Raw genomic sequence first — 4500 nt, 5'->3', positions numbered from 1 at the left:
CTTAGCCATCATCTGTACAGCAGCGAGCGCGTCTACCTGCGCGAGCTGCTGCAGAATGCCCGGGATGCGATCGAGGCACGCCGTCGCCTGGACCCCGCGTTGGTTCCGGCGATCGAGGTGGTGCCGTCCGAGAACTTCGCCCCGATGGTCGTGCGAGACAACGAGATCGGCTTGACGGATGCCGAAATGCGCTCGCTCCTGGCCACCATCGGCGGCTCGTCCAAGCGGGACGACTTCGCCGTCGCCCGGCGCAAATTCCTCTGCCAGTTCGGCATCGGCCTGCTCTCCTGATTCCTCGTGGCGGACACCGTCGGGGTCCGCTCCCGCTCGGCGAAGACACCGGATGCGCCCACGATCTTGTGGATCGGCCGCGTGGACGGCACCTTCACCATCGGCGAGAGCGAGACGCCGCTGGACCAGCCGGGCACCGAGGTCCGGATCCAGCCGCGGCACGGTGATCTCGAGTGGTGCAATGAGTCCACAACGCGCAAGCTGACCAGCGACTTCGCCGAGATTCTCGATGTGCCTGTCCGCATCAAGGGCGATCTGCTCTCCTTGAACACCCCGCCCTGGGAGCGCACGATCGAGGAGCAACTCACCTGGTGCCGCGAGCGGCTCGGCTTCGAGGTGATGGGCATCGTTCCCCTCGACTCCTCCTTGCTCACTGTCAGGCGGCCTGGGCTTCGTCCTGCCCTACACCGCGGCTCCTGGGCAGCGCACGGGCGACCGGATCTACTCCAACGGCATGCTCGTCGCCGACAACGTCGATCAGTTGATCCCCGAGTGGGCCTTCTTCTGCCGCGCGGTCATCGACGCCGGCGAGTTGCCGCTGACGGCCTCCCGCGAGTCGCTGCAGGAGACCACCTCCCTCCAGCTGGTCCGTGAACGACTCGGCAATCGCCTGCTCGGCGAGTTGATCATGGTCCACGGGCTGCACGCGGACGTCTATCAAGACATCGTCCGGCTGCACGCGACCGGTCTGCGCGCGCTCGCCGTCTCGGGCATCGACAACCGCGACCTGCCGCTGACCACGCTGCCCTTCGAGACCACCCTGGGCCAGCGCACCATCGACCAACTCCTGGCGCTCGACCAGTCCACGCTGCCGTATGTCGTGGACTCCGACGCCTACGAAGCCGTCCGGGATGTTGCGGTCCACGCCGAATCCCTCGTCATCAACGCGAGCGGGGCGCACGAGGCCGAGTTGCTGCAGGTCATCAACACCACCGAAGGCGAGCGCTTCGTGGAGATGGCCCGCTTCGAAATCGCCCACCTCGCCCGCCCCGAGCCCTATGTCGATATCGACCGCGGCTCGCGCCTGGTCAAGGCCGCCGACGAGACCTTCGGGCCCAATTCGGTCGCCGTCGAGGTCGCTCATTTCGCCCCGGCGCACCGCCCCGTCCTGTGGTGGCCGGCCGCCACACCAAGGGCACGCGCCGCCGCCTGCCCACCCTCGTGCTCAACGCCGACAACCCGACGGTCATCAGCCTGCTCGAGAACCCCGAGGCCCCGCGCGTCCCCGATCTGCTGCGGTCGCTGCGCATCACCGGCCTGCTGCTGGCGCGCTCGAGCGTGACGGTCGAGGACGCGATGGAGCTGGCCCGGTCCTTGGAAGGCCTCGCCACAGCGGTGCCAGCCGGCTCCGACGCCTCAGCCGTCCGCGAGCCCGTGCTCGTGGGCGAAGACGACCACCTGCACGCGGTCGCGCAGACCCAACTTGCGCAGCACGGCCCCCAGATGGGTCTTGACCGTCGACTCGCTCGCGAACAACTGCGCCGCGATCTCGGCATTCGAGAGCCCGCGAGCGACCGCGACAAAGACCTCCCGCTCGCGCTCGGTCAACTGCCCGAAGCCCGCCGGCAGTGGCTTGGGGGCCTGGAACTTCCCGTCCAGCAGCGTGGCCAAGTCGGTCGGTGCGAGGACGGCGTTGCCGGCATAGACCGTATGAATGGCCTCCCGCAGCATCGCGGGTGTCGCATCCTTGAGCAGGAAGCCGCTAGCGCCGTAGCGGATCGCCGTCGCGGCACGATCGTCGAGATTGAAGGTGGTGAGCACGACGACGCGCACCGGGGTTGCACGAGCCGCCACCCGCGCCGGCGCGAAGATCTGGCGAGTCGACTCGACGCCGTCCATCACGGGCATACGGATATCCATCAGCACGACATCGGGAGTCAACTCATCGACCAGGGCCACAGCCTCGAGACCGTCGGCGGCCTCGCCGACGACCTCGATGCCGTCCTGAGCAGCGAGGATGCGGGCAATACCGGCCCGGAAGAGCTCCTGATCATCCACCAGCAGGACTCGAATGGCCACGACGGTCAATCCCCTTCGACTTCGGCGGCACGCAGCGGGAGGGTGGCGGTCGCCGCATACATGACCCCCTCCGACGTCGGGATGCTATCCAACGTCAACCGGCCGCCGATCGACTCCAACCGGTGGCGCATCGACTCCAGGCCGATCCCGCCGCCCGCCGTCTGCGGGCCGGTGGGCCGGGCCTCGATAAGGTTGTGGACCTCCAGGACCAGCGCGTGCGGGCTGTCCGGCGGCCAGATCTGCCGCACCCAGACCGGCCCGCCGGTGCGGCCGTGCTTGAGCGCATTGGTGAGCATCTCCTGCAGCACCCGGTAGGCGACCTGGTCGATCTCGGGCGGCAGCGGCCGCGGGGAGCCGTCGGTGCGGTCCACGACCTCGTTCCCCGCGGCGCGCACGCCGCCGATCAGTGATCCGAGCCCGTCCGTCGGCGTGGCCGCCCGCGGATCGCGGGTCCCGGCGAGGACGCCGCGCACGTCGCCGAGCGAGCGGCGGGCGGAATCCGCGACATGCCCCAGCGTCTCGCGCATTTTCTCGACCTCGTCGTCGCCGAGATACTGCGCCGACTGCGCCTGGGCGAGGATCACGGCCAGCGAGTGCCCCACGACATCGTGGACATCCCGCGCGAGTTGCGCCTGACCGGCCCGCAGGTCGGCGACCTCCTGCGCGTATGCCGCTTCCCGCGTCGCCTCGTCGCGCGCCACCTCAGCGCGCGCGCGGGCCTGCCGCGAACGGACCACGCTGCGCATGGCCAGACCGCACGCCCAGCCGATCACCAGCGGTCCCCCGAGGGTCACCAGGCTCTGACCGGCGCCGGAGTGCATGAACTGATCGAGGATCAGGCGCAGCGTGCTGCCGGTCGGCGCCGTCCGGACGTGCTCCCACACCACGGACGGGCCGTATCGGGCCAGGGCGCGCAGGCTGATCACTGCGGCCGGGACGGCGATCAGCCCCAGCCCGCTGAGCACCATGGTGACCCGCCGGCCATACGCGGCGGCACCGAAGAGCAGGACGAGCGCGGCGAGCCAGGTCTCGATGAGCGGCGCCGTCCCGAGTACGAGGCAAAACATGCCGAGGCCGCTCAGGATGGCCAGGCCGAGCGCCGGGATCCGGTCGAAGAGCAGCACCGTGGAGGCGATGGCCAGCCAGACCCCGAGAAAGGTCACCAGGCCGAACAGGCCCACGCCACTGGACCGCGCGCTCAGCAGGAGGCCCGACAAGAAGCCCACACCCAGGACCGCACTGGCCAGGAGAGGTGCCACCCAGAAGGGGGGATAGCCCGGCCGCCGGGTCTGCGTCCAGCGGTTGCGCCACTCGGTCACACCGCCCCTGGGGAGGTCTGTTGCGTAGGCCGATGGCAGGCCGCCAGGGGAGGGTGCGCTGGGCGCTGGCCCAGGGTGGTGCGCAGGCATGGGTGATGAGGGCGCGTGCGGTGTCGAAGAGTCCATGGCCAGCCTCAGTATCCCCGCGCGGCCGCCCGGACATCCGCCCCGGACCAGCCGGCGGCCGCAAAGGCGGCCATGGCCCGAGAGCCGGGGTCAAGCCTCGGGTCGGGATCGATGGCCAGCACACGCACGCGCGGGCTGTCCAGGACCACGCTCACACACGCGATGCCGCGCAGGTCGAGCGCGTCATACGCAGCCTGCGCGACCCGTCGCACACGCCCCTGGTCGAGGTCGGTCATCCCCTCGGCCGCGGTGAACTGCGCGTCGCCGCCGACTCCGCGGTCCTGGGCGAAGAACGTCCCCACCCCGGCGTCGTGCGCTGCGCCGACCAGGCAGGTCCCGTCGGCCAGCCGCACGACAGGCTGCTCCAACTCGCGGCCCTCGGCGAGTTCCTCGACCCATGCGTGGCTGTCGACGGCGAACGCCCGCACCAGCGCCGCGCGCAGCTCACCCGGACTGGTTGCCACCGACCAGGCCGGTCCGCGCCCGCCATGGACGGGGCGAACCCGGACGGGGTCCAGGAAGTCCACGCCGCGGCCGCGTCGCACGCAGATCCCCGGCACGGTCTCCAGGCCGGCGTCGGCCAACACCAGCGCGGTGAGGGCGGCGTCGGCGGCGAGGATCACGTTCCCGGTCCAGGTGTTGGCGAACGCGGCCGTGTTCTGGAGTGCCCCGGTCCCCATCAGCAGGGTGGACAGCGTCAGCCCGACGCCGGTGCCGGACAGCACGACCTGCTTGCCGGGGAACG

Annotated in this window: 5 protein-coding genes and 1 pseudogene; 3 read left to right on the top strand and 3 right to left on the bottom strand. The window is 70.4% G+C overall.

Features of this window, described 5'->3' with window-relative positions; genetic code table 11:
- The 3 genes and pseudogenes from PKH97_RS14050 to PKH97_RS14040 all read left to right on the top strand — a co-directional run.
- Positions 1-291: pseudogene (locus PKH97_RS14050) on the top strand (HSP90 family protein); the annotation flags it as partial.
- Between the two features lie 6 nt (positions 292-297).
- On the top strand, positions 298-885 hold the full coding sequence (locus PKH97_RS14045) for a hypothetical protein (RefSeq protein ID WP_324388169.1): 588 nt from the start codon (positions 298-300) through the stop codon (positions 883-885).
- A complete protein-coding gene (locus PKH97_RS14040; protein ID WP_324388170.1) occupies positions 773-1573 on the top strand; it encodes a hypothetical protein in 801 nt (266 codons plus the stop codon). Before PKH97_RS14045 ends, PKH97_RS14040 begins: the two co-directional genes overlap by 113 nt.
- Before the next feature lie 74 nt (positions 1574-1647).
- Here PKH97_RS14040 and PKH97_RS14035 read toward each other — a convergent pair whose 3' ends face one another.
- The 3 genes from PKH97_RS14035 to PKH97_RS14025 all read right to left on the bottom strand — a co-directional run.
- Positions 1648-2310, bottom strand: coding sequence for a response regulator transcription factor (locus tag PKH97_RS14035; RefSeq protein WP_324388168.1), 663 nt, complete (start codon positions 2308-2310; stop codon positions 1648-1650).
- A 5-nt stretch (positions 2311-2315) separates the two neighbouring features.
- On the bottom strand, positions 2316-3629 hold the full coding sequence (locus PKH97_RS14030) for a histidine kinase (RefSeq protein WP_324388166.1): 1314 nt from the start codon (positions 3627-3629) through the stop codon (positions 2316-2318).
- A 134-nt stretch (positions 3630-3763) separates the two neighbouring features.
- Positions 3764-4500: hypothetical protein (locus PKH97_RS14025; RefSeq protein ID WP_324388164.1), on the bottom strand; the 737-nt coding region annotated here is incomplete at its 5' end.

The organism is Nostocoides sp. (genome assembly GCF_035343835.1).
GTDB classification, from domain to species: domain Bacteria; phylum Actinomycetota; class Actinomycetes; order Actinomycetales; family Dermatophilaceae; genus Nostocoides_A; species Nostocoides_A vanveenii.
Note: the sequence above shows the minus strand (reverse complement) of the source record. Positions and strands in the feature narration are given on the sequence as shown.